General features: G+C 61.4%; 13 protein-coding genes and 1 pseudogene. 5 read left to right on the top strand and 9 right to left on the bottom strand.

Going from position 1 to position 25,103, the window contains the following annotated elements:
• The first annotated feature begins 86 nt into the window (after positions 1-86).
• Positions 87-1,745: a hypothetical protein gene (locus Q7T10_RS05685; RefSeq protein WP_304746836.1), complete on the top strand. Its 1,659-nt coding sequence runs from the start codon at positions 87-89 to the stop codon at positions 1,743-1,745.
• A 50-nt stretch (positions 1,746-1,795) separates the two neighbouring features.
• On the opposite strand, the pseudogene Q7T10_RS05680 reads toward Q7T10_RS05685, so the two are convergent.
• Positions 1,796-2,883: pseudogene (locus tag Q7T10_RS05680) on the bottom strand (IS3 family transposase).
• A 65-nt stretch (positions 2,884-2,948) separates the two neighbouring features.
• Complete coding sequence (gene purL, locus Q7T10_RS05675) at positions 2,949-7,049, bottom strand: phosphoribosylformylglycinamidine synthase (RefSeq protein WP_304746932.1); 4,101 nt, start codon at positions 7,047-7,049, stop codon at positions 2,949-2,951.
• A 146-nt stretch (positions 7,050-7,195) separates the two neighbouring features.
• On the opposite strand from purL, the gene map reads away from it, so the two are divergent.
• Together map and Q7T10_RS05665 are read left to right on the top strand one after the other, a co-directional pair.
• Complete coding sequence (gene map, locus Q7T10_RS05670; protein WP_304746835.1) at positions 7,196-8,029, top strand: type I methionyl aminopeptidase; 834 nt, start codon at positions 7,196-7,198, stop codon at positions 8,027-8,029.
• A gap of 34 nt (positions 8,030-8,063) precedes the next feature.
• Positions 8,064-10,658 carry a [protein-PII] uridylyltransferase gene (locus tag Q7T10_RS05665; protein WP_304746834.1) on the top strand — a complete coding sequence of 865 codons (2,595 nt, stop codon included), beginning with the start codon at positions 8,064-8,066 and terminating at the stop codon, positions 10,656-10,658.
• A gap of 96 nt (positions 10,659-10,754) precedes the next feature.
• On the opposite strand, the gene def is transcribed toward Q7T10_RS05665, so the two are convergent.
• The 7 genes from def to dusA all read right to left on the bottom strand — a co-directional run bounded on the left by def (position 10,755) and on the right by dusA (position 21,832).
• Positions 10,755-11,315 carry a peptide deformylase gene (gene def, locus Q7T10_RS05660; protein ID WP_304746833.1) on the bottom strand — a complete coding sequence of 187 codons (561 nt, stop codon included), beginning with the start codon at positions 11,313-11,315 and terminating at the stop codon, positions 10,755-10,757.
• Between the two features lie 42 nt (positions 11,316-11,357).
• Positions 11,358-12,938 carry a methyl-accepting chemotaxis protein gene (locus Q7T10_RS05655; protein ID WP_304746832.1) on the bottom strand — a complete coding sequence of 527 codons (1,581 nt, stop codon included), beginning with the start codon at positions 12,936-12,938 and terminating at the stop codon, positions 11,358-11,360.
• Positions 12,939-13,081: 143 nt separating this feature from the next.
• Positions 13,082-15,154: an NAD-dependent DNA ligase LigA gene (gene ligA / locus Q7T10_RS05650; RefSeq protein ID WP_304746931.1), complete on the bottom strand. Its 2,073-nt coding sequence runs from the start codon at positions 15,152-15,154 to the stop codon at positions 13,082-13,084.
• Between the two features lie 25 nt (positions 15,155-15,179).
• On the bottom strand, positions 15,180-16,214 hold the full coding sequence (locus Q7T10_RS05645) for a cell division protein ZipA C-terminal FtsZ-binding domain-containing protein (RefSeq protein WP_304746831.1): 1,035 nt from the start codon (positions 16,212-16,214) through the stop codon (positions 15,180-15,182).
• 5 nt (positions 16,215-16,219) lie between these two features.
• Positions 16,220-19,735, bottom strand: coding sequence for a chromosome segregation protein SMC (gene smc / locus Q7T10_RS05640; RefSeq protein ID WP_304746830.1), 3,516 nt, complete (start codon positions 19,733-19,735; stop codon positions 16,220-16,222).
• A 206-nt stretch (positions 19,736-19,941) separates the two neighbouring features.
• Positions 19,942-20,847 (bottom strand): DMT family transporter, encoded by a 906-nt coding sequence (locus Q7T10_RS05635; protein ID WP_304746829.1) that lies wholly within the window; start codon positions 20,845-20,847, stop codon positions 19,942-19,944.
• Complete coding sequence (dusA, locus tag Q7T10_RS05630; RefSeq protein ID WP_304746828.1) at positions 20,834-21,832, bottom strand: tRNA dihydrouridine(20/20a) synthase DusA; 999 nt, start codon at positions 21,830-21,832, stop codon at positions 20,834-20,836. The genes Q7T10_RS05635 and dusA overlap by 14 nt, the downstream gene beginning before the upstream one ends.
• Before the next feature lie 233 nt (positions 21,833-22,065).
• On the opposite strand from dusA, the gene Q7T10_RS05625 reads away from it, so the two are divergent.
• Both Q7T10_RS05625 and Q7T10_RS05620 read left to right on the top strand, forming a co-directional pair.
• Positions 22,066-22,725 carry an ABC transporter ATP-binding protein gene (locus tag Q7T10_RS05625; protein ID WP_304746930.1) on the top strand — a complete coding sequence of 220 codons (660 nt, stop codon included), beginning with the start codon at positions 22,066-22,068 and terminating at the stop codon, positions 22,723-22,725.
• A gap of 10 nt (positions 22,726-22,735) precedes the next feature.
• A complete protein-coding gene (locus Q7T10_RS05620) occupies positions 22,736-25,099 on the top strand; it encodes an ABC transporter permease (protein ID WP_304746827.1) in 2,364 nt (787 codons plus the stop codon).
• Positions 25,100-25,103: the final 4 nt, after the last annotated feature.

Raw genomic sequence — 25,103 nt, 5'->3', positions numbered from 1 at the left:
TTATTTAAAGATACTGTATCTATCTATGATTCAACTATTTTTTCGACTTCATAATTTATATTAACAATTTAAACAAGATTGCAAAAATGGTATTAAAGAAGAAAAATAGGCTTTACAATTTAGTTGTATCAATGGTTGTTTTGATCTTTGTTGCGCTTATCGTATCGGGACTACTAGTGCCGATCTATGGCGACGAGGTTTCCACCAAGATGACTCAGGCGACCATCCTCTCAAATGGTGGAAGGATGCTAACGGCTATTCCTCAATGCTTTCCCGAATTGACAATGCGGATACCGGCCTCCTGGTATCCGGCTGCAGGAATTTATCAACTCCTATATAACGATCTTGGCCCATTGGCGATCCGAATTTCCGGGGTCGTCTTTGCACTATTGTTTGTTTTTATGGTGGCGCTTGGCTTTAAACGCCTTGTTCCATCTAACGTTTCATCCGCTACACTCCTTGCGGTGTTCGTCGCTGTGCTTGGGCTGGGTGTGCTGCCATTAACACTTGTATTGGCCAGATCAGAACAGTGGTTGTTGTTGTTGCTGGTTTATTTTATTTTCTTCCCACTCGAGAATAAGCAAGGAGTACAGTCATTTAAGGCGATGCAAGTTATTGTTTTTTTAATTTGTACTTCGTTGTTTTTCTTTACCCACCCTAAGTCTGCATTTTTCTTCCCTGTAGTTTTGGTCTCCGCATTGGTAGGATTCCAAAAGAACCTCCGTCTTCAGATAATTACAGTGACATTCGCAGTGGTTTGTTTGGCTCAGACTGTTTTCGCCGGAAGAGAACTTTTTAAATGCGAAGACGCACCGATTATCGCTTCGTCTTTTGCATCACAAACGGTTAGTATTTCTACTTTAGCTGCGCAGCCATTCACCCTATTTAAGCTCTTTTATATTTATCTAGTGACTTTCCCTGAGAAAGCTATTCAGTACACCGTTTTCCATTCTGCTTATTTTTCTACATGGTTGCCGTCGCTTCCCCATGGAGAAGAACTTGGGACGTTGGAGTTGTTTATTAATCCAATGATTTCAGCATCCGTGCTGCTTGTAATTGTGATTGGTTTGATATTGCCTCCTATAGCTATTTTTATTGCTTACTTTCGTGGTGTATCGAGTCATTTCCACCTGCTATTAGGAGCAATATGGGTCTCACTCATTGCTCATCTTGCGATATATATAAATTGGAACTTCTACGCAAGTGTGCTTCCGCTCGGGGTTCTGGCCTTGTTGATCTGTCTTTGTTTGGTCGATATTCCATGGTCAAAAAATTGGCGTTTTTTCGGTGTGTCGATTGTTATTGCGCTTAGCGGCGTTTTTCTGCTGAGTGCGTTCGTGCTTTTTTCTTCGCTCACACCACGTCTAATAAATCTGCTCGCCGAATCAAACGAGTTGGGAGTACCAGGCCAGTCTCTTTCAGTTCCAACTTTCCGCTATCCGTTGCAGCGTGAGCGAATTCGACAGTTTGCTAGTTTGTGCGGTTTGAAAGGCGATGGAGCTACGCGCCTAGTTGTAGATGATTTAACATATCTCGCGTTTGAAAGGCTGCGCGAACCGATGCATCTCGCTTACATTTCAGAAAAAGGAATGGGGCAAGACATCAAGGGCACTGAACTCATCCGGTTTCTGAATAGCAAGGGTAGTTCAGGAATTATTGCGAAGTGCACACTTTTGCCCGATGCGGTGCGACCATACGCCTTGGAGTACGAGAATCTCTGTTGTGTCAAATTGGGAGAGAATTAGCTATCCGAAGGTAATCCCCCCGCTTTCCACTGGCGTCAGAAGTAAAAGGTTTATGCAGCCATGGCGAGACGCTGCTTCGGGGTAACTCCACCCAGGGCCATATTCGGGCGGTCGTGATTGTAGGACCACATCCATTGCGTCGCGAAGTCCTGAACCTCGTGAATGCTGGACCAGTAATACTGGGATAACCACTCGTAGCGAACCGTTCTGTTGAAGCGTTCGACATAAGCGTTTTGTTGCGGATTGCCGGGCTGAATGTATTCAAACCGTATGCCCCAGTCTTTGGCCCAAGTCTGAATCAACCCCCTGATGTTCTCTGGCCCGTTGTCACAGCGTATCACCTGCGGTTTGCCGCGCCAGGCAATGATCTGCTTCAACGCCCGGATCACCCGCTCGGAAGGCAAAGAGAAATCCACCTCGATGCCCAAGGCCTCACGGTTGAAATCGTCGATGACATTGAACAGTCGAATGCTCCTGCCGTCTTCCAGGGTGTCGTGCATAAAATCCATTGACCAGACTTGGTTGACGGCTGCGGGCACCGCTAGCGGCTCTGGCTTCTCGCGCACCAGACGTTATCGGGGTTTGATCCTGAGGTTGAGTTCCAACTCACGGTAGATGCGGTACACGCGTTTGTGGTTCCAGCCAAAGCTCTTCACATTGCGCAGGTACAGGTAGCACAGGCCGAAGCCCCAGTTGCGGTGGTTGTCGGTGAGCCGGATTAGCCAGTTGGCGATTTCCTCGTTCTCGGCGTTGTGCTTGCACTCATACCGGTAGCAGGACTCGCTCACCAGAAACGCCTGACAAGCAAGTCGCACGGAAACGCTGTGTTGCTGCACCGCTTGTTTGGCCATCTCACGTCTGCGAGATGGCCTCACCACTGTTTTGCAGGGGCCTCGGCAACAATTTCGGCCTTGAGCTTTTCCTCAATGTAGAGCTTTTTGAGCCGCCGGTTCTCTTCTTCGAGCTCCTTCATGCGCGACATCAGTGAAGTGTCCATGCCGCCGAATTTGGCACGCCATTAGTAAAAGGTGACGGTGCTGACACCCAACTCGCGGCAGACCTCGGGCACGGCCAAGCCCGCTTCAACGCGCTTGAGCGCATCCATGATTTGGCTGTCAGTAAATCTTGATTTCTTCATGTAGAACTTCTTTTCCAAAAAATTCTACTTCTCACACCCTTGCTTTATCGGGGGGATTACCCTGATCAGCCCACCCACCTGCGGGCGTTTTCCCACAACTGCATCCACGGGCTGAAGGCCGACGGGTCGCCGCTGGTCCAGCTCATCTGGATGTTGCGGAACACGCGCTCGGGGTGCGGCATCATGGCGGTGAAGCGGCCGTCCGCCGTCGTCACTGCCGTCAAACCGCCGGGACTGCCGTTCGGGTTGAACGGGTAGGCCTCGGTCGCGGCACCAAAGTTGTCGGTGAAGCGCATGGCGGCAATGGCCTTGTCGGCGTTACCCCGGTACTTGAAGTTGGCAAAGCCCTCGCCATGCGCGACGGCAATCGGCAGGCGGTGGCCGGCCATGCCCTTGAAGAACAGCGACGGCGACTCCAGCACTTCGACCATGCTTAACCGGGCCTCGAAGCGTTCGCTCTGGTTGGTGGTGAAGCGTGGCCAGTCCTGCGCGCCGGGAATGATGTCGGCCAGCTCGGCAAACATCTGGCAGCCGTTGCACACGCCCAGGCTAAAGGTATCCGCGCGCCCAAAGAAGGCCTTGAACTGGTCGGCCAGACCGGGATTGAACGTGATGGAGCGCGCCCAGCCAATGCCGGCGCCCAGCGTGTCGCCGTAGCTAAAGCCACCGCAAGCGACGACGCCCTTGAAGTCGGCCAGATTGGCGCGGCCACTCTGCAGGTCGGTCATGTGCACGTCAAACGCGTCAAAACCAGCCTCGGTAAAGGCGTAGGCCATCTCCACATGCGAGTTGACGCCCTGCTCGCGCAGCACCGCGACTCTGGGACGCGACAGCATGAGCGCGGGGCTTGCCGGACTCGCTATCGATTTAGTAGCGGCCTGCGCATATTCCACGGGGACTGGAGGCTGATTTGATGCCAAATGAAGATGCATGCCGGGATCCGTGGGCTCGCCCGCCGCCGCATGCTCGGCATCGGCGCAGGCGGGGTTGTCACGCACTTTGCAGATCTTCCAGCTGGTGCTGTCCCAGACCTGGTGCAGATCCGACAGTCTGGCGCTGAACACGGCTTTGGCATCGCGCCAGACCTGGACTTCACCCACACCGGCCTGGATGCTCGAGGCCACCGGGCGGGTCTTGCCAATGACGTGGCTGTGTTTGCTCAGGCCATGCTCGCGCAGGGTCTGCATGACTTCGCTGCGCTGCGCCGTGCGCACCTGCAGCACCACGCCCAGTTCTTCATTGAACAGGGCTTTGAGCGTGAGCTCACTGCGCCGCCCGCTCACCTGCCCCGCCCAATTCTTGCTGTCGCCCACATCGGCGCGGCTGTCCGTGATGCCGTCGCCTTCTGTGACCAGCAGGTCCACATTGAGCGACACGCCGACATGGCCGGCAAACGCCATTTCGCACACGGTGGCAAACAGGCCGCCGTCGCTGCGGTCATGGTAGGCCAGGATCTGGCCCTGGGCGCGCAAGGCGTTCACGGCATTGACCAGGTTCACCAGGTCTTGCGGCTGGTCCAGATCAGGCACCTCGTCGCCGAGTTGCCCGAGCGTCTGCGCCAGCATGCTGCCGCCCATGCGGTTCTGGCCCCGGCCCAGGTCGATCAGCAGCAGCGTAGTGTCCTGCGTCGCGTCCAGCTGTGGCGTCAGCGTACCGCGCACGTCAGCCAGCGTGGCAAAGGCAGTCACGATCAAGGAGACCGGCGAGGTCACCATTTTGGCGCCCTCCTCGTCCCTCCACTGCGTGCGCATCGACAGCGAATCCTTGCCCACCGGAATGGAGATACCCAGCGCCGGACAGAGTTCCAGGCCGACGGCTTTCACGGTGGCGTACAGTGCGGCGTCTTCACCCGGCTCGCCACAGGCGGCCATCCAGTTGGCCGACAGTTTGACGCGCGACAGCTCCATCGGAGCCGCCAACAAATTGGTGATGCTTTCTGCCACCGCCATGCGCCCGGAAGCGGGCGCGTTCACCGTGGCCAACGGCGTGCGTTCGCCCATGCTCATGGCCTCACCGGCAAACCCTTTGTAGTCGGCCAGCGTCACAGCACAGTCCGCCACCGGCACCTGCCAGGGGCCGACCATCTGGTCGCGGTGGCTGAAACCACCCACGGTGCGGTCGCCAATGGTGATGAGAAAACGCTTGGACGCCACCGTCGGGCTGGCCAGCACGTCGATACACGCTTTTTGCAGGTCCACGCCGGTCAGGTCAACCGGTGCAAACCCGCGGGTGACCGTGGTCACATCGCGGTGCATCTTGGGCGGCTTGCCCAACAGCACGTTCATCGGCATGTCGACAGGTGATTCCTTGTCCGCGTCAGCCAGCACCAGCTGCCGTTCTTCCGTCGCCACACCCACCACGGCAAACGGGCAACGCTCGCGTTCACACAGGGCCTGGAACAGCTCAAGCGACTCGGGGGCGATCGCCAGCACGTAGCGTTCCTGGCTCTCGTTGCACCAGATTTCTTTGGGCGCCATGCCGGATTCTTCCAGCGGCACGGCGCGCAGATCAAAGCGGGCACCGCGCCCGGCATCGTTGGTGAGCTCGGGGAAGGCATTGCTCAAACCGCCCGCGCCCACGTCGTGGATCGCCAGGATCGGATTGCCCATGCCGCCAGGGCCGCCTTGCTCGCCCAGCATCCAGCACTGGTTGATGACTTCCTGCGCGCGGCGCTCGATCTCGGGGTTGCCGCGCTGCACCGAATCAAAATCAAGTTCCGCCGCGTTGGCGCCAGTGGCCATCGAACTGGCTGCGCTACCGCCCATGCCAATGCGCATGCCGGGTCCCCCCAACTGGATGAGCAGACTGCCGGCGGGAAACTCGATCTTGTGAGTTTGTGTGGCGTCGATCACGCCCAGGCCGCCGGCGATCATGATGGGTTTGTGGTAGCCGCGCTGCTCTTCCCTGGCCGCAGCCGCTCCCGAAGCGTCCGCCGCCGAGTAGGTCAAGCTCTGCTCATATTCGCGGAAGTAACCCAGCAAGTTGGGACGGCCAAATTCGTTGTTGAAGGCTGCGCCACCCAGCGGGCCCTCGGTCATGATCTGCAGGGGGCTGGCGATGTGGCCCGGCTTGCCGTAGCCTGTCGCGGCGTCATCAAAGCGCAGCGTGGACACGGTGAACCCGGTCAAACCCGCCTTGGGCTTGGAGCCGCGCCCGGTAGCACCTTCATCGCGGATTTCGCCGCCCGCGCCGGTGGAGGCACCGGGGAACGGGGAAATCGCAGTCGGGTGGTTATGGGTCTCCACCTTCATCAGAATGTGGTTGATTTCGCTATGTTTCTCATAGCTACCTGCGCTTATTCCACGGGGGCCAGAGGCCGATTTCGCTACAAACCTCTCAACCTGCACGCCTTCCATCACCGACGCGTTGTCGGAGTACGCCACCAGCATGTGCTGCGGGTTCGTCTGGTGCGTGTGGCGGATCATGCCGAACATGCTCTTGTCTTGCGCCACGCCGTCAATGGTGAACTGGGCGTTGAAGATCTTGTGGCGGCAGTGCTCGCTGTTGGCCTGCGCAAACATCATCAGTTCGACGTCGGTCGGGTTGCGCAGCAACTGGGTGAAGGCCTGCACCAGGTAGTCGATCTCGTCGGCCGCCAGCGCCAGTCCAAACTGGGTGTTGGCAGTTTCCAGCGCGGCTTTGCCACCGGTCAAAACATCCACATGGGCCATGGGCGCCGGATGCAATTCGGTGAACAGGCCGAGCGCAACAGCGCGGTCAAACATCACGCTCTCGGTCATGCGGTCATGCAGCAAAGTGCCAATCTGGCCCAGCTGCGCTTCCGACAGGCTGGATTGCCTGAGCAAACCGCTTTTCAGCGAGATGCGGTATTCAATCACCCGCTCTACCCGGCGCACCGCGAGACCGCAGTTGTGGGCAATATCCGTCGCCTTGGAAGCCCAGGGCGACACCGTGCCGAAACGCGGCGTGACCACGATCAGGGGGCCGTCTGTCGGGCCGGCATACGGGTCGCCATAGGTCAGCAAGGCCGCCAACTGGTCCTTGAGGGCCGGGGACGGCTCTGCGTCCGACGTCACCAGATGCACAAAGCGTGCAGCCACACCGTTGATCTTGTCGTGAATGGCCTGCAGGCTCGGCAAAAGCTGCTGGATCCGGAAACTGCTGAGAGCGCTACCGCCCTCGAATTGGGTGATGTGCAGGGTCACTTTGGGGCCTGATTGGGTGGCTGACGGGGTTGACGATGGCCCCAGGGCGCATGCGCTCATTGGGCCTGTCCGTGAAAACCCTAGATTTTAACTGCCCGTCGCAGCCGGCGGCCGCGAAAAACCGCCCCCAATGGGATAATTGCGCCATGACTATCACTTACAAAGACGCAGAAGGCGTCGCAGGAATGCGTGTGGCGGGGCGCCTGGCCGCTGAACTGCTGGACTACCTGGCCCCCTTCGTGAAACCCGGCGTTACCACCAATGAGCTGGACAAACTGGCCGACGCCTACACCACCCAGGTGCAGCATGCCATCTCCGCCCCTCTGAACTACGCGCCCTCCGGCCATAACCCCTACCCGAAGGCGATCTGCACGTCCATCAACCATCAGGTATGCCACGGCATTCCCAATGACAAGCCGCTGAAAAAGGGCGATATCGTCAACATCGACGTCACCGTCATCAAGGATGGCTGGCATGGCGACTCCAGCCGCATGTTCATGGTGGGCGATGTCTCCGTGGCGGCCAGACGGTTGTGCACACTGACCTACGAGGCCATGTGGCATGGCATTGTCAAGGTCAGGGCCGGCGCTTATCTGGGCGACATCGGGCATGCGATTCAGACCTTTGCCGAAGGCCACGGCCTGAGCGTGGTGCGCGAGTTCTGCGGCCATGGCATTGGCCGCAGCTTCCACGAAGAGCCCCAGATCCTGCACTACGGCCGGCCCGGTACGCTGGATCAGCTCAAGGCCGGCATGACGATCACGATCGAGCCCATGCTCAACACCGGACGCAAGGAAATCAAGGAAATGGGCGACGGCTGGACCATCGTCACCAAAGACCGGTCGCTGTCAGCGCAATGGGAGCACACCGTGCTGGTCACGGAGACCGGTTACGAGGTGTTGACACTGTCTGCAGGCAGTCCGCCCATCCCGTCATTCGTGCCCGTGCTTGCGCCCGCATCCGCGCCTGCAACCGTCTGAGTTGCCGCTGCCGCGATTCACTGCGTAACCGGTCATGACGGATCTCCAGGCGCTGCGCACGCACTACCGTGCCGAGAAGGCAGCGCTGCTGCAGTCGCTGGCGTCCGGCGGCAGTTCATCCACCCGGGGGGTGCGCGCCGCGCTGGGCAAGCTGTCGGCGCTGGCGGATGCCACGCTGAAGACACTGTGGCAGCGCGCCGGGTTTGAGCGCCCCTTTGCGCTGGCGGCCGTCGGTGGCTTCGGGCGCGGTGAGTTGTTTCCCTATTCCGATGTGGATGTGCTGGTGCTGTTGCCGGACGACCAGTCGCCGGACAACGATCCACAACTCAAGGCCCGGATTGAAGGCTTCATTGGCAGTTGCTGGGACACCGGGCTGGAGATCGGCTCCAGCGTGCGCACTGTCTCCGAGTGCCTGAACGAGGCCGCGCGGGACGTCACCATCCAGACCTCGCTGATCGAATCGCGGCTGATCACAGGCAACACCGAGCTGTTTGCCGGATTTGAAAAACAGTTTTTTTCCGCGATCGACCCCAAGGCGTTTTTTGTCGCCAAGACACTTGAACTGCGCCAGCGCCACACCAAGTTCGACAACACACCCTATTCGCTGGAGCCCAATTGCAAGGAGTCCCCCGGCGGGCTGCGCGATCTGCAGGTGATCCTGTGGGTGGCCAAGGCGGCCGGCTATGGCGGCAACTGGGACGCGCTGGCCAGGGGTGGCCTGACCACCACCTTTGAAGTCAAACAGATCAAACACAACGAAGCGCTGCTGCGGCTGATTCGCGTGCGGCTGCATTTGATTGCGCAGCGCCGCGAAGACCGGCTGGTGTTTGACCTGCAAAGCGCCGTGGCGAAGTCCTTTGGCTATGAGGCGCCTTCGACCACTACGGACAAACGCGCCTTTGTGCGACCCAGCGAAGCCCTGATGCGCCGCTACTACTGGGCGGCCAAGGCTGTGACGCAGCTCAACCAGATTCTGCTGCTCAACATCGAGGAGCGGCTCAACCCCTCCACGCACGCGCTTCAGCCGATCAATGCGCGCTTCTTTGACAAGGCGGGCATGGTGGAGGTCGCCAGCGACGACCTGTACGAGCGCGAGCCACACGCCATTCTGGAAACCTTTCTGCTCTACCAGACCACGGTCGGCCTCAAGGGCTTGTCGGCACGCACCCTGCGCGCGCTCTACAACGCCCGTGACCTGATGGATGCCGGGTTCCGCCGTGACCCGGTGAACCGCGAGACCTTCAAACAGATCCTGATGCAGCGCGACGGCATCACGCACGCCATGCGGCTGATGAACGAGACCTCGGTGCTGGGGCGCTACCTGTGGGTTTTCCGCCGCATCGTCGGGCAGATGCAGCACGACCTGTTTCATGTCTACACGGTGGACCAGCACATCCTGATGGTGCTGCGCAATGTGCGGCGCTTCTTTATCGTCGAGCACGCCCACGAATACCCGTTTTGTTCGCAGCTGGCCTCGGGCTGGGACAAGCCCTGGATCCTGTACGTCGCAGCACTGTTTCACGACATCGCCAAGGGCCGCGGCGGCGACCACTCGGAACTGGGATCCTCCGAAGTACGGCGGTTCTGCAAACAGCACGCCATTGACCGCTCCGATGCCAGCCTGATCGAGTTCATCGTGCACGAGCACCTGACGATGAGCCGCATCGCCCAGAAGTCCGACCTCAGTGACCCGGACATCATCCAGGCGTTTGCCAGACGTGTGGGCAACGAGCGCAACCTCACCGCCCTGTATCTGCTGACCGTGGCCGATATTCGCGGCACCAGCCCGAAGGTCTGGAACGCCTGGAAGGGCAAGCTGCTCGAAGACCTCTACCGCCTGACCTTGCGCTCACTGGGTGGGCGCGCACCCGACCCCGATGCCGAGGTGGAGGCCCGCAAGCGCGAGGCGCTGGTCATGCTGGCCCTGCATGCCCTGCCCTTTGAGGCCCACAAGCCGTTGTGGGATACGCTGGACGTGGGCTACTTCATGCGCCACGACGCGGCCGACATCGCCTGGCACACCCGGCAGCTCTCACGCCACATGGGGTCCGGCAAGTCCATCGTGCGGGCCCGCCAGTCGCCCGTGGGCGAGGGTCTGCAGGTGCTGGTGTACACGCCGGACCAGCGCGACCTGTTCGCGCGCATCTGCGGCTACTTTGACCAGGGCGGCTTCAGCATCCTGGACGCACGCGTGCACACGGCCAACAACGGCTATGCGCTGGACACATTTCAGGTGACCACATCGGTCTTGCCCGAACACTACCGGGAACTCACCAGCATGGTGGAGAGCGAGCTGGCGCGCGCGATTGCCCAGACCGGGCCGCTGCCGCCGCCGAGTCGCGGACGGGTGTCGCGCCGGGTCAAGAGCTTCCCCATCACGCCCAGGGTCACCCTGCGTCCCGATGAAAAAGCCCAGCGCTGGCTGCTCAATATTTCGGCCAGTGACCGGGTGGGCTTGCTGTACTGCGTGGCGCGGGTGCTGGCCAAGCACAACATCAACCTGCAACTGGCCAAAATCGCCACCCTGGGTGAGCGCGTGGACGACACCTTTTTGATCCAGGGCGCCGAGCTGCAGCACAACCGGGCGCAGATCGAGATTGAGACGGAGTTGCTGGAAGCACTGGCTTGATGCATTTTAGTGCTCTAGCCCCCGTATTGATTGCCTGAACAGCTATTGAATTAATAGCAACACTGGGCTCGGGATCGCGCTGGCGCCGCGCCGGGTTCAGTCGTCCTGCGGCGCGTCCAGCCCCGGAAAAAGAACATCCGTGAAGCCAAACCGGCTGAAATCCCGCACCCGCATCGGGTACAGCTTGCCGATCAGGTGATCACACTCGTGCTGCACCACCCGCGCATGAAAGCCCTCTACCGTGCGGTCGATCGGGTCGCCATACTGGTCAAAGCCGGTGTAACGAATGCGCGAGAAACGCGGCACCATGGCACGCAGGCCCGGCACGGACAGACAGCCTTCCCAGTCCTCAACTTCCAGGGCCGTCACACCGCCATCTGATGGCGGCAGCGGCGTGATCACGGGGTTGATCAACACGGTTTTTGGCACCAGCGGCGCGTCCGGATAGCGCGGATTGCGCGCGTTGCTGCCAAAAATCACCACTTGCAGGTCAACCCCGATTTGCGGTGCCGCCAGCCCGGCGCCATCGGCTGCCAGCATGGTGTCCAGCATGTCCGTGATCAGCAGATGCAATTCGTCGGTATCAAACTGGGTCACGGCTTGGGCGATGCGCAGCAGGCGCGGATCGCCCATTTTCAGAATGGTTTGATGAGTCATGAGTTGGTCGAGATGGTCTGCCAGTACAGAGATGGTCGGCTTCTAGCCAAGACGGAACGTCGCCACGACACTGGCGAGCCTCTTTGCCTGATCCTCCAGGCTTTCTGCCGCGGCCGCAGACTCCTCCACCAGAGAGGCATTCTGCTCAGTCATCTTGTCGAGCTGGTTCACGGCGATATTGATCTGATCGATGCGCTGGCTCTGCTCTGAAGACGCGTCGCTGATGGCCGCAATGATGTCGGTGACACGCTGGACGCTGGCCACGATTTCATCCATCGTGCTCCCGGCATGTTTCACAAGCCGGGCACCGGTTTCGACCTTGTCCACGCTGGTGCCAATCAGCCCCTTGATTTCTTTCGCGGCCTCGGCAGAGCGCTGCGCCAGACTGCGCACTTCCGACGCCACCACGGCAAAACCGCGACCCTGCTCCCCGGCACGAGCGGCCTCGACCGCCGCGTTGAGGGCAAGAATATTGGTTTGAAAAGCGATGCCATCAATCACGCCGATGATGCTGGCAATCCGGTTGGAGCTGTCGTTGATTTCATCCATGGTGGTGACCACCTCCGCCACCACCTGACCACCGCGCTGTGCCACCAGCGCGGCCGATGCGGCCAGCTGACTGGCTGTGCTGGCCGAGTCGGCGGATTGCCTGACCGTGCCCGTCAGCTGCGCCATGGAGGATGCCGTCTCCTGCAGATTGCTTGCGGTCTGTTCGGTGCGCTGGGACAGATCGGCATTGCCGGTTGCAACCTCGCTGCTGGCAAGCTGGATCTCCCCGGTGGACTGGCGGATGTCGGAAAACGCGTCATGCAACTTTATCTGCATCTGCGACAGCCGCCGCAACATCGAGCCAATCTCATCCGGTCGATCCGATTCGAACGCGTGCGACAGATCGCCATTGGCGATCTCCTGGGCGATCGAGACGACATCGCGCATGGGTCTTGTGATTGCGCGCGTTGTAAGCCATGCAATGAGTGCGCCAGCCGCCAGGGCAACAGCGCAAATGGCAATCAGGATCAGGCGGGCCTCCTGAACCGTATCGGCCAGCCCTCTCGTCGCGGCGGTATTGCGTGCCTTGAGGTTGACTGCAAGTTCGTCCAGCGACTTGCGCAGGGATTGCGCCAGTGGCACCAATTCGGAGTCGATGCGCTTGCCGCCTTCACCCATCTGGATGTCATCACGAACCTGGGCACGAATGCCCACAAAGCGGGCACGGGATTCGTTGACTCTGGCCACCAGCGCAGAGACCGTGGCTTCGTCCGTCATGGCGGACACCTTCTTTTGCAGCTCCAGGGTGGCAGTGCCAGTGGCGGCCATGTCCTCGTTGAGTTTGTTCAAAACATTGTTCAGCCGGGCTCGTACCGTCTCATCGTCACCGATTGACGCATCCAGTCGGGATGCCGTCAAGGCCCGGTCCAGATTGCTGCTCACCAGCGCCGACCACTCCTGAACCTGCACCAGGCGCTCGGTATGACGTGCGCTTTCAGCGTTGTGCGACTGAATTCGCCACAGTTGAATACCCGCCGCGACCAGCATCAACAGCATGAGCGCCAAAACAACGCCAAAACCGACCCCCAGCCGCGCGCCTATCCGCTTGAACTGCCACCGTTTGAGTTGCTGCATTGTGAAAGCGCTCCTGTATTGTTATGGGCCCGGACCGCCATGGACCTGGGTGATTGCACGGGATTGGATGATCGTCACATCCTACCCCTTTCACCCGCTCCCGGCGAACTGCCAATGCGGCGAACACCTCCTGAAAAGACCCGCTATTCGGAGCCCGCAAGCAATGCCTGCAAGCCCGCTTCATCCAGCACGGCAACGCCCAGCTCCTGCGCCTTGTCGAGCTTGCTGCCCGCCTCGGTACCGGCCACCACATAACTGGTCTTCTTGCTGACCGAGCCGGCCACCTTGCCGCCAGCCGCTTCAATCAGGTCTTTGGCTTCGTCGCGGCTCAGGGTCGGCAAGGTACCGGTGAGGACGAAGGTCTTGCCGGTGAGCGGCTTGGGCGTGACCGGCGCCGGTGCCCCCTCTTGCCAGGTCACGCCACAGGCGCGCAGTTGTTCCACCACCTCGCGGTTGTGCGCCTGATCGAAAAATGTGCGCACGCTAAGGGCCACGATCGGGCCAATGTCACTCACCTGCAGCAGTTGCTCCAGCGTAGCGTCCATGACGGCGTCCAGGCTGCCGAAGTGGCGCGCCAGTTCCTTGGCGGTGGCCTCACCCACATGGCGGATGCCCAGCCCGAACAGAAAACGTGGCAGCGTGGTGTGCTTCGATTTCTCCAGCGCCTCAATGATGTTCTGCGCTGATTTGTCCGCCATCCGGTCCAGACTGGCCAGCGAGGTCAGGCCCAGCCGGTACAGGTCGGGCAGGGTGCGGATGACGTTGCCGTCCACCAGCTGATCGACCAGTTTTTCGCCCAGGCCCTCCACTTCCACTGCCCGGCGCTGCGCATAGTGCAGGATCGCCTGCTTGCGCTGGGCACTGCAGAACAGGCCGCCGGTGCAACGGTAGTCCACCTCGCCCTCCTCCCGCACGGCCGCGCTGCCGCACACCGGGCACTGGCGCGGCATGGTGAACTCTTTCGCGTCCGGCAGACGTTTCTCGGGCAGCACCGCCACCACTTCGGGAATCACGTCACCGGCACGGCGCACGATCACCGTGTCGCCCACGCGCACGTCCTTGCGCCGGGCCTCGTCTTCGTTGTGCAGTGTGGCGTTGGTCACCGTCACACCACCCACAAACACCGGGGCGAGCTTGGCTACGGGCGTGAGTTTGCCGGTACGGCCGACCTGCACTTCAATGCCGACGACCGTGGTGAACTGCTCCTGGGCCGGGAACTTGTGCGCCACCGCCCAGCGCGGCTCGCGGGTCACAAAACCCATGCGGCGCTGCAGCGCCAGGCTGTTGACCTTGTAGACCACGCCGTCAATGTCAAACGGCAGGCCGTCGCGCTGCCGCCCAATCGTCTCGTAATACGCTATCAATTTAGTAGCACCCCGCGCAATATCGACGAGGGCTGACACCGGAAAACCCCATAACTTCACGGCCTGCAGCATTTCATAGTGCGTGCCGAACTCCGGGCCCCCCGCCTGCGCCGGCGTGACCTCGCCCAGACCGTAGGCGAAGAAGCTTAAGGGGCGCTGGGCGGCTATGGCGGGGTCGAGCTGGCGCACCGCACCGGCGGCGGCATTGCGGGTGTTGACGAAGGTCTTTTGCCCCCGCTCCCGCTGCCTCTCGTTGAGGGTCTCGAAATCATCGCGGCGCATGTACACCTCGCCACGCACTTCCAGTATGTCGGGCACGCCGGCCGGTAGCCGCAAGGGGATCTGGCCAATGGTGCGGATGTTTTGCGTGACGTCTTCACCCACTTCGCCATCGCCGCGGGTCGCCGCCTGCACCAGCACACCGCGCTCGTAGCGCAGGCTCATGGCCAGGCCGTCGAACTTGGGCTCGGCCACATACTCCACCGCAGGCGCCGACTCGTCCAGGCCGAGTTCACGGCGCACGCGGGCATCAAAATTTTGTGCGCCGCTGGCTTCGGTATCCGTTTCGGTGCGAATGCTCAGCATGGGCACGGCATGGCGCACACTGGCGAACTCATCAAGGGCACGACCACCGACACGCTGCGTCGGGGAATCCGGTGTTACCAGCTCGGGATGCTGCGCCTCGATGGCCTGCAATTCCTGAAACAGGCGGTCGTACTCGGCGTCCGGAACGGTGGGTTCATCCAGCACGTAATAGCGATGCGCATGCTCATGCAGGGCGCGCCTGAGTTGCTCGACATGGGCAGGGTCCGGCGGCGATGCCTCGGACGCAAACAAATCCTTCGTGACCATGACGTGACCGGGAAACTTGTGAAATTCAGGAGAACAGGCGTCGCGCCAGCGCCGAGCCGGCGGACAAATCACGCTGATCCAGCGTGTCATAAAGATGTTCCAGCTCGGCGCCAATCACGTCCATGGCCTCGGCCGGCAGGGGCAAGCCGTTGTCGTCAGTCACGACACCGTCCATGCTGTCGGCCAGCGACAGCGCCACCTCGCGCATGCGGACAAAGGCCTGTTCGCTGCGATCGACCTGGGGCACGTCCAGGCTGATGACAAGCTCCCGCACCGCCGACTGCGCCGGATCGTCGGCCATGGCCGCCTGCGTGTCAAAACTCAGACCCAGCACCGGTGGCATGCCGGCAGTACTGGCAGGCACCACCATTCGCCCCGGTATGGAGCCCGCGATAAACCCCAGGCGACTGGCATTTTGCTGCACGTAACCCGGACTCCAGGCCGCATTGCGGGCCCGCAACACAAAGCCGAGCTGGGCATCGTGGTCGCCGGCGAACTGGTCCAGTTCACGGGCCCGGGCTACTTCATCCAGCATCTCGGGAAAATCAGGCGTGCCATTGATGGCGTCGCAAAAGGCCTGGGTTTTCATCACGAATTCGGAATACTCGATTTCGTTGAGCGCACCCGACCGGTTGGCCAGCTGCACCCCCGCCTGAAACGCGACATAACGCTGGCCCGCCACCGGTATTTCCCAACGCTGGCTGGTCTCATTGCAGCCTTCGATGGAAAACGGTTTGCTGCCCGCCCGTCGCGTCGTTGGCATCGCAGCCAGTGCGGCGTCACCGGACACCACGCCTTCCAGCGCAATCGGCGCAATGACGTCAATCAAGGCGTCCATGGAAGGTTTTTTCTCCGGCACCGGCAGGGGGAAATTGGCCACGTCGAACGCCGCCACATCCAGTCCGGGCTCGATGTTTCTGTCTGCCGGGAGTTCGGATGCGGACTCGTCGGGGGACGCCTGCCGGGGCAGGTTCCGGCGCGACGTCCAGGCGCCGTGCGCCACCATGGCCGCCAGCACCACACCACCCGCCACCGCCAGACCGATCTGTAGCGTACTCATGGGCATCAGACCGCTTCTGCCATCGAGATCGCCGCATCCATGTCCACCGCCACGATGCGGGACACACCCTGCTCCTGCATGGTCACGCCGATCAGCTGCTCGGCCATTTCCATGGCAATCTTGTTGTGGCTGATGAACAAAAACTGGGTCTGCTTGCTCATGCTGGACACCAGCTTGGCGTAGCGCTCCGTGTTGGCGTCGTCCAGAGGGGCATCCACCTCATCGAGCAGACAGAATGGCGCCGGGTTGAGCTGGAAGATCGCAAACACCAGCGCAATGGCCGTCAGTGCCTTTTCGCCACCCGACAGCAGATGAATGGTCTGGTTCTTCTTGCCCGGCGGCTGGGCGATCACCTGCACGCCGGAGTCAAGGATTTCTTCACCCGTGATGACGAGCCGGGCGTTGCCGCCGCCAAACAGTTCGGGGAACATCTTGCCAAAATGCTCATTGACCGCGTTGAAGGTGCCGGCCAGCAGGTCGCGGGTCTCACCGTCGATCTTCTTGATGGCGTCTTCCAGCGTCGTCATGGCTTCATTCAGGTCGGCGGACTGGGCATCCAGAAAGTGCTTGCGCTCACTGGCGGCAGCCAGTTCATCGAGCGCTGCCAGGTTGACGGCGCCCAGGGCCGCAATGTCGCGGTTGATGCGATCAATCTCGCCCTGCATGCCGCCCACCCGCACATTGCCTTCCTCGATGGATCTGGCAACCAGTTCCAGATCAGCCTGCGCCTCGGTGAGCAACTGGGTGTATTGCTCAAAGCCCAGGCGCGCGGCCTGTTCCTTGAGCTGAAATTCAGTGATACGCTGACGCAAGGGGTCCAGCTCGCGCTCAAGCTGCAGGCGACGCTCGTCGCTGGCGCGCAGCTTCGCAGTCAGATCGTCGTATTCGCTGCGTTTGGCCCCCAGTGCCTTCTCGCGCTCAAGCTTGACGGCCAGGGCATTCTGCAGGCCGCCCTGGGCGGCCGCGTCATTCAGCCGCGTCAGTTCTTCATGGGCTCGCTGCTCCTCCGCCTTTATCGAATTTGCCTGTTGCGCTGCGGTTTCAATCGCGCGCGACAATTCGGCCTTGCGTGCGTCCAGGCTGCGCATGGAAAAAGTCGCCTCTTGTGCCTGGCGCTCCAGACTGCGCTGCTGCTCGCGGCATTCGTTCAGCTTGCGCTCGGCATTGATCACGCGCTCGTCGAGCTGGGCATGGCGTTCCTGGGTGTCGGCCAGCTGCATGTCCAGCTCTTCAAAACGCCCCTCTGCCGTCACGCGGCGCTCCTGCAGATCGTCCAACAGGGCATCCACCTCGGCCAGGTCACCGGCAATCTGTTCACTGCGAACACGGGCCTGCTCGGCCAGCTGGGACAGGCGCAGGGTTTCCACCTGCAGTTCATGAGCCCGGCTCTGGCTCTCGGCCGCTTCGCGGCGCACGACCACCAGCCGCTGCGACGCATCGGCATACGCGGCCTCGGCCCGCACCAGCGCGGAGCGGGATTCATCGCAAATCAGGGCCTGCGCCCGCAGCTGTTTCTCCAGGTTTTCGATTTCCTGGGCACGGGCCAGCAAACCGGCCTGCTCCGAATCCGGGGCGTAAAAGCTCACGCTGTACAGGCCCACGGCATGACCGGATTTCACAAAGATCATCTCGCCCGGCTGCAGCTTGTCACGGCTGGCCAGGGCCTCTTCAAAACTGGGGGCGGTGAAGCAGCCTTGCAGCCAATCGGCCAGCACGGCTTTTTGACCTGCATCGTTGATGCGCAGCAAATCGGACAGGCGCGGCAGCAGGCAAGCCTGTTCCGGCGCAGAGGCCAATGGCGGGCTGTAAAACGCGAGCTTGGCCGGGGGCGCATCATTGCCAAAGGCCCGCACCATCTCCAGGCGCGAGACCTCCAGCGCGCCGAGGCGCTCGCGCAGAGCGCCTTCCAGCGCGTTTTCCCAGCCCTGCTCAATGTGGATGCGGCTCCACAGCCCCTGCAAGCCGTCCAGCCCGTGCTTTGCCAGCCAGGGTTGCAGCTTGCCGTCGGTCTTGACTTTTTCCTGCAAGGCCTTGAGCGCCTCCATGCGGGCCGACAGATCCGCCTGCCGGGCCGACTCCGTGTTAACCACCTGCTGCTGTTGGCGCCGGGTCTCGTCAAGCTGCGGCACGGTGTCCTGCAACTCATGCAAGCGCCCTTCTGCCACGCTGGCCGTCTCCTGCGCCTGCGCGAGCTGGCTCTGCAGATTCAGCAGGCGTGCTTCATCGGGGGCTGCCAGTGCATTGCGGTCCGCGCTCAGGCGCTCGCGGCGGCCGGTGAGCTGGCGTGACTGCTCCTCAATGCTGCGCTGGTCGGCGGCGAGCACCTGAATCTGCTGCTGCACCTGAGCCACACTGGCGCGCTGCTCATTGGCGCCCTTCTGGGCCAGGCGCAAGGCCTCTTCCAGATCCGGCAACTGCTGGGCCTGGTCTTCCACCTGGGCCGCCAGCAGTTCGGTTTTTTCTTCCCCGAGCATGGCCAGTTCCAGCAGGTTTTCTATTTCCCGCTGCGCGTCATCCTCGCGGGTGGCCCACTGGGCGGTTTGCTCCTTGAGCGTGGCCAGGCGCTGCTCGACGCGCTGACGGCCTTCCACCACAAAGCGGATCTCGGCTTCCAGCCGCCCGACCTCGGTACTGGCTTCATACAGCAGGCCCTGGGCCTGGTTGACCTGATCTCCGGCTGCGTAATGGGCCTGGCGCACGGTTTCCAGTTCAGCCTCGATGTGGCGCAAGTCCGCGACCCGGCTCTCCAGTGCATTGACCGCGCCCTGCGCATCGGCCTTGACCTTGGCCTGATCACCTTCGGACTCGGTGCGCTTGAGAAACCAGAGCTGATGCTGCTTGAGCGTGACGTCGGCGGACAGCGTGTTGTACTTCTTGGCCACCTCGGCCTGCTTCTCCAGCTTTTCCAGATTGGCATTGAGCTCGCGCAGGATGTCTTCCACCCGGGTCAGGTTTTCGCGCGTGTCGGACAGGCGGTTTTCAGTCTCGCGCCGGCGTTCCTTGTATTTGGAGACCCCGGCGGCCTCTTCGAGGAACAGGCGCAGCTCTTCGGGCTTGGACTCGATGATGCGGCTGATGGTGCCCTGGCCAATGATGGCGTAGGCCCGTGGCCCCAGGCCCGTGCCCAAGAATACGTCCTGCACGTCACGCCGGCGCACCGGCTGGTTGTTGATGTAGTAGCTGCTGGTGCCGTCGCGGGTGAGCACGCGTTTGACGGCAATCTCGCCGAACTGGTTCCACTGGCCACCGGCACGATGGTCAGCGTTGTCGAACACCAGCTCCACGCTGGCGCGGCTGGCCGGTTTGCGCGTGTTGGTGCCATTGAAAATGACGTCCTGCATGGACTCGCCACGCAACTCCGACGCCTTGGACTCGCCCAGCACCCAGCGCACGGCATCCATGATGTTGGACTTGCCGCAGCCATTGGGCCCGACCACACCCACCAGTTGCCCCGGCAACATGAAATTGGTCGGCTCGGCGAAGGACTTGAACCCTGATAACTTGATTGAATTGAGACGCACGGATCGCTGACGCTAGCTGAAGTTGATTTGACTGGGTCAGGGGCTGTCGGGCAGCCCGCGAAACACCCCGCCATGATACCTTGCCGGGTCTTGGGGAGCCGGCACCCGAAGCAGAGGTAGTTTTGCTATCTTATTTATAGCTACATACGCATTATCAACGAGGGCTGGAGCCCAATTCACCATATAAAAAAATGGAATCCATCGCCTCACGGCGCACGCGTGGTGCGCGTCACCAAAAAGACCCCCGGCAGGATCAGGGCTGCGCCTAAGAGGTGATGCCAGCCCAGCGGCTCGTTGAGCACGCCCCAGGCCGCCAATGCGGCGTACAGCGGCCCCAAGTAGAGCGTCACGGCGACCCGGCTGGCGCCCAGTATTTTTTGCGACCAACCGTAGATCAGGTACGCACCGAGGCCGGGCAGCAGCGCCGCGACCACGATCAGCCAGGTCGCCTGCCGGCTCCAGGCCGGTGTGCTGGGCAGGCCCATTTCCCATACCGCGAACGGCAGCAGAACCAGCACGCCACCGGCGCAAATGGCGGCAAGGCGGGCCGTGGCACTCAAAGAGCTGGGCCATTTTTTCTGCAGCAGTGCGTAGAGGGCCCAGGACACCATCGCCAGCACGATCCAGCCGTCGCCCGCCACCCACTGAACGTTCGCCAGAGCCGTCCACTGCCCCTTCACAATCACGTGCATCACGCCAGCCATGGCCACCACGACACCCAGCACCTGCCGTGCGGCGAAGCGTTCGCCCAGCCAGACCACGGCCCCCAATGCAATCAGCACCGGGGACGCTGAATAGATCAGCGCAATGTTCATCGCCCCGGTGGTTTTTGCGCCCACGTAGACCCAGGCGCCGCAGACCAGCATGCCCAGTGATCCCAACACCACATACTCGTACCAGACGGCGGCGATCGCGCGTCGCTCGCGCCAAAGCTCGGCGCGGGCCATGAACGCCAGCAGGGCACCCGCCAGGGCCCAGCGGCCCAGGGCCAGCGTATGCGGCTCCACCACGCCGGGGGCGGCACGCGCAACGATGTAATTGACGGCCCAGAGCGCCGGCGTGAACCAGATCAGCGTCAACGCCCACCGGTGATGCAATTCAAGCCGCGGCAAACGCAGCTCCGTGCGCCTGAGCCATCACATCCCGCGCAGGCAGATCCTTGACTTTGTGATCACTCCAGACCTGCCGCCACCGGCGCGCGCCCGGCAGCCCGTGGCGCAGACCCAGCATGTGGCGGGCAATTGGATACCAGGGCGTGCCGTGTTCGGCGGCCTCTCGCTCCATGTAGCTCACCATCTGCTCCTCCACCTGCTCACGGGTCAGCCCGGTCGGGGCGGCACCGTAAAACGCTGTATCCCACTCACTGAGCCGCCAGGGGTTGTGATAAGCCTCGCGGCCCAGCATCACGCCGTCCACATGCTGCAATTGCTCCTGCACCTGCGCGGTGGTGGTGATGCCGCCGTTGACGGCAATGACCAGGTGCGGGAAGTCACTTTTGAGGCGGTGGGCCCACTCATAGCGCAGCGGCGGCACTTCGCGGTTTTCTTTCGGACTCAAGCCCTTCAGCCAGGCGTTGCGGGCATGCACGATGAAGGTGTGGCAGCCCGCTTCGCTCACTGTGCCCACGAAATCACGCACGAAGTCATAGCTTTCAGACTTGTCGATGCCAATGCGGTGTTTGACGGTGACAGGCACCTGCACCCCATCCACCATGGCCTTGACGCAATCCGCCACCAGCTGTGGCTCGGCCATCAGGCAGGCGCCAAATGCGCCGCGCTGCACACGCTCACTCGGGCAACCACAGTTCAGATTGATTTCGTCATAACCCCACTGCTCGCCCAGCCTGGCGCAATGGGCCAGGTCCGCCGGCTCGCTGCCACCGAGCTGAAGCGCCAGTGGATGCTCTTCGACGTTGTAGCGCAGATGGCGTGGCACATCGCCGTGAATCAAGGCGCCGGTGGTCACCATTTCGGTGTAAAGCAGCGCGTGGCGCGAGAGCAGTCGATGGAAATAGCGGCAATGGCGGTCAGTCCAGTCCATCATCGGGGCGACGGACAGCTTCCAGCGGTCAGGGGGAACGGGTTTCAGGCTCGACATGGGAAGGATTATCCCTGTCACGCTAAAACCTGCAGAATCATGACATGCGTCAATTGCCGCGGTCCTGATGCATGAGATAGTGTCCGCTGAAAGCGCCAACCCACAAGGCCCAGACTGTGCTCACCGCCCCACTTGCCAAGCCCTCCACCGCCGAACAGCCGACCGAGCTGCCGGTTGACCAGGCCGGTCGCCCCGCCATCTTCACTGCCCAGAGCCTGAGCAAAACCTACCAGATGGGCGAGGTGAAGGTCCATGCCCTGCGAGAGGTGGACCTGACAATTTATCGTGGCGAGTTCATCGTTCTGCTGGGTCCGTCGGGCAGTGGCAAATCGACCCTGCTCAACATCCTGGGCGGCCTGGACCGCCCGACCAGCGGCATCGCCCGTTTCGCCGAACATGACCTCACTGCGGCGACCGAGGCGCAGCTCACCCAGTACCGGCGCGAGCATGTGGGCTTTGTGTTTCAGTTCTACAACCTGATACCCAGCCTGACGGTGCGCGAGAACGTTGAGTTGGTCACCGACATTGCCGACAACCCCATGCCCGCCGATGAGGCGCTGGGCCTGGTCGGACTGGCGGAGCGGCTGGATCACTTTCCGTCCCAGCTGTCTGGCGGCGAGCAGCAGCGCGTGGCCATTGCGCGCGCCATTGTCAAACGCCCCGAGGTTCTTCTGTGCGACGAGCCCACTGGCGCCCTGGACTACGTGACCGGCAAACTGGTGCTGGAAGTGATCGAGCGCATAAACCGGGAACTGGGCACCACTGCCATCGTGATCACGCACAACGCGGCGATTGCCGGCATGGCGGATCGCGTGTTGTACCTGGGTGGCGGGCGCATCCAGCGCGTTGAGCAGAACGCCCACAAACTCAAACCGTCCGAGCTTTCCTGGTGAGAGGTCCCTGGTGAAAGCGCTTGACCGCAAGCTCCTCCGGGACCTGCGCCTGATGTGGAGCCAGGCGCTGACCATCGCTCTGGTCGTGGCCAGCAGCGTGGCCGGCTTCATCACGACCTTCAGCGCCTACGATGCTTTGTCGTGGTCACGCGATCTTTACTACGCCGATGCGCGTTTTGCCGATGTGTTTGCCACGCTCAAAAGGGCGCCCCTTTCGCTGGAGCGCCAGTTTGAGACCATTCCCGGCGCGGCCCATGTCGAAACTTCGCTCACCGAACTGGTACCGATCACCATACCGGACGTCGCTGACCCCATCGTTGGCCGATTGATCGGGATTGATGCGCGAACGCCGCAACGTCTGAACAAGGTGCAGCTGCGCAGCGGGCGCATGATCGAGACACATCGCAGTGGCGCCATCGAAGCGCTGGTGTCAGAAGGCTTTGCGATCGGTCGCCAGCTCAAACCCGGTGACCGCATTGGTGCTCTGGTCAATGGCAAGCGCGAAGAGTTGCTGATTGTGGGCGTTGCGCTCTCGCCCGAGTACATCTTCGCGGGCTTGGCCGGTTCACCGGATCAGCGTGGCTTTGGCGTCTTCTGGATCGACCGGCGGGCTCTGGCCGCGGCCTACAACATGGAAGGCGCCTTTAACCAGGTGGCGGTGCGCCTTGGCCCGGGGGGTACCGAGGGGCCGGTGATCGATCAACTGAACCGGCTGCTCACACCCTATGGCGGGATCAACGCCCACGGCCGTGATCAGCAGATGTCTCACATGATTCTTGACTCCGAGATCAAGGAGCAGCGCGTGCTCGGAACGGTATTGCCCAGCATTTTCCTGGCCGTGGCGGGGTTCTTGCTGCATGTCGTGCTCAGCCGGCAGATCGCAACACAGCGCGAGCAGATTGCCGCCCTGAAGGCGCTCGGCTACGAGAACCGGGCCATCGGCCTGCACTATCTGAAACTGGTACTGGTGATTGTGGTGTTGGGGCTGGCCATGGGTCTGACCCTGGGAGCGGTACTGGGGCACTGGTTTGTAGGCATCTATGCAGACGTGTTCCGTTTTCCGGAGTTGAGCTATCGGGTCAAACCGGCGCTGATTCTCGCGGCTGTCGGCGTTGCCATGTCGGCGGCCGTGCTGGCCACGCTGAGTGCCATTCGGGCCACCGTGCAACTGGCACCCGCCGAAGCCATGCGCCCGTCCTCGCCCGGGGTCTACAAACCAATGCTGGTTGAGCGCTGGGGCTTGCAGCACTGGTTTTCTCCAGCGGTTCGCATGATTTTGCGAACCATGGAACGCCGCCCCCTGCGCACCGGACTGACCATCTTCGGCATTGCCGTGGCGATGGCCATCGTGATCACCGGCGCGTTCTGGCGCGACTCGATCGCAGTCCTGATGCACACCCAGTTCAATCAGGTTCTGCGCGGGGATGTGACGATCGGTCTGATCGAGGCGACACCGGCCCGCATCCAGCACGAAATGGCCAGACTACCGCATGTCACGGCAGTGGAAGGAGCGCGGACCGTCTCCGCACGGCTGGTCAACGCCAATCACACCTGGCGCGGGGCCATCCAGGGAAAAACCAGCCAGCCCGAGCTGCACCGCATCGTCGGTCTGGAGCACCAGGTTATCAATCCGCCGCTCAATGGTCTACTGCTGACCGATCGCCTGGCAGATCGACTCAAGGTCAAGCCCGGCGACACGGTGCGCCTGGAATTTCTGGAAGGGCGGCGCGAAGCGCTGGAAATCAACGTGGCAGGCGTCGTGACCGAGATGCTGGGGATGAACGCCTACATCGAAAGGCACGCATTGAACGCCCTGCTCCGGGAGGGCGATATCGTCAATCAGGTCACCATCGCCGTGAACCGTGGGCACGACGCCGAGTTGTTGAACGAGCTCAAAGAGCTTCCGCGGGTCGCGGCGGCTTTCAGCAAATCTGTGATGAAACGGAACATCGAGGACGTCACCGCGCGCAACCTGATGGTGTTCAGCGGCATTTTGACCGCATTTGCCACCATCATCGCCATCGGCGTGGTCTACAACAACGCCCGCATTGCGCTGGCAGAACGCGCTTGGGAGCTGGCCAGTCTGCGCGTGCTCGGATTCACCCGTGGCGAGGTATCGGCGTTTCTGCTTGGCGAACTGGCCATTGAAATTGTGCTCGCCACACCCTTGGGAATGGCACTGGGCTACTTCCTTGCATCGACCATTGTCGGCTTGATCAAAACGGATGAGTTCTATTTTCCTCTCGTGATCGAGCCCGCCACCTACGCGTACGCTGTCCTGTGCGTTTTTGGCGCCGGAATTGTCAGCGCGCTGATTGTGCGCCGCCGGGTGGATACGCTGGATCTCGTTGGTGTGCTCAAGACGCGCGAATAGGAAA

The organism is Rhodoferax sp., from assembly GCF_030646845.1.
Classification (GTDB): Bacteria; Pseudomonadota; Gammaproteobacteria; order Burkholderiales; family Burkholderiaceae_C; genus Rhodoferax.
This window is presented reverse-complemented; position numbering and strand designations above follow the sequence as displayed.

Bases quoted from the DNA above. Each gene is read 5' to 3' on its own strand.
- ligA (WP_304746931.1), bottom strand. From the start codon at position 15,154: ATGGTCACGAAGGATTTGTTTGCGTCCGAGGCATCGCCGCCGGACCCT.
- Q7T10_RS05655 (WP_304746832.1), bottom strand. From the start codon at position 12,938: ATGCAGCAACTCAAACGGTGGCAGTTCAAGCGGATAGGCGCGCGGCTG.
- dusA (WP_304746828.1), bottom strand. From the start codon at position 21,832: ATGTCGAGCCTGAAACCCGTTCCCCCTGACCGCTGGAAGCTGTCCGTC.
- Q7T10_RS05665 (WP_304746834.1), top strand. From the start codon at position 8,064: ATGACGGATCTCCAGGCGCTGCGCACGCACTACCGTGCCGAGAAGGCA.
- map (WP_304746835.1), top strand. From the start codon at position 7,196: ATGACTATCACTTACAAAGACGCAGAAGGCGTCGCAGGAATGCGTGTG.
- Q7T10_RS05625 (WP_304746930.1), top strand. From the start codon at position 22,066: ATGGGCGAGGTGAAGGTCCATGCCCTGCGAGAGGTGGACCTGACAATT.
- Q7T10_RS05645 (WP_304746831.1), bottom strand. From the start codon at position 16,214: ATGAGTACGCTACAGATCGGTCTGGCGGTGGCGGGTGGTGTGGTGCTG.
- def (WP_304746833.1), bottom strand. From the start codon at position 11,315: ATGACTCATCAAACCATTCTGAAAATGGGCGATCCGCGCCTGCTGCGC.
- Q7T10_RS05685 (WP_304746836.1), top strand. From the start codon at position 87: ATGGTATTAAAGAAGAAAAATAGGCTTTACAATTTAGTTGTATCAATG.